Annotated in this window: 1 rRNA gene; it reads left to right on the forward strand. The window is 58.4% G+C overall.

Annotation, left to right across the window (positions count from 1 at the left end):
- Positions 1-269, forward strand: a 23S ribosomal RNA gene (locus QMF38_RS09535); the annotation flags it as partial.

Below are 269 nucleotides of genomic sequence, written 5' to 3' on the forward strand. Positions count from 1 at the left end.
TGAAACATCTAAGTACCTCGAGGAAGAGAAAGCGAACGCGATTCCGTAAGTAGTGGCGAGCGAAAGCGGAGGAGCCCAAACCGTATACGTGGTACAGACTGCAGTCGATGCGTATACGGGGTAGCGGGGCTGTTCGGGCGAGCTGCAGGTAGCCAGCGCGAACTTGTGTTTAGGAGAACGGCATGGGAAGGCCGGCCAGAGACGGTGAGAGCCCGGTATCCGAAAGGCACAGGGGAGCGTGAAACAGACCCCAAGTACTGCGGGACACG

Origin of the sequence: Alicyclobacillus hesperidum subsp. aegles, assembly GCF_027923525.1 — a bacterium.
Classification (GTDB): domain Bacteria; phylum Bacillota; class Bacilli; order Alicyclobacillales; family Alicyclobacillaceae; genus Alicyclobacillus; species Alicyclobacillus aegles.